General features: G+C 65.1%; 1 protein-coding gene. It reads left to right on the top strand.

The features are described from left to right. Positions 1-222 precede the first annotated feature (222 nt). Positions 223-378, top strand: a complete 156-nt coding sequence (locus tag J0695_RS38980) for a hypothetical protein (RefSeq protein WP_206969594.1) — start codon at positions 223-225, stop codon at positions 376-378. Positions 379-481: the final 103 nt, after the last annotated feature.

The raw sequence follows: 481 nt of genomic DNA, 5'->3' as shown, positions 1-481 counted from the left end.
GATGACCATCAATCGATCACTCGGGAAGGTACGCCCTTCGCGTTCAACCCGAGGCCGATCCACAGGTCTTGAGCATTGCTCCAACGACGAAGAGCGCGCGGCCCTCGCCGCAGACCTCAAGAACGCCCGCCACACCAGCGACTTGGTGAGCGTCCAAATCCTGTTGGTCCGCCTCACCACCGCAGGTTCCTGCCCCGCCCGGCGCACCAAGGGGGCAAACGCATGAGCATCCTCGCCCTTCTCGTGATCTTCGCCGTAGCGGTCGCCGCCGGATTCGCGGTTCTGCTCCTCGAACAGTTCCGGCATGACCGCCGCAGCCGCACCGCCTTCTGCATGACGTGCGGTCAATACCACCCCCGCCACTCCGCCCACCGCTGAACCACCCTGGCCCGCCCTACTCGGGGCGGGCCCTTGGAGAGCACCATGACCAGCACTATCGCCAACCTCATGGACCAGGTCCTCGAACTGGCCAAGGAGGCAA

This window comes from Streptomyces beijiangensis (assembly GCF_017315755.1).
GTDB lineage: Bacteria > Actinomycetota > Actinomycetes > Streptomycetales > Streptomycetaceae > Streptomyces > Streptomyces beijiangensis.
Note: the sequence above shows the minus strand (reverse complement) of the source record. Positions and strands in the feature narration are given on the sequence as shown.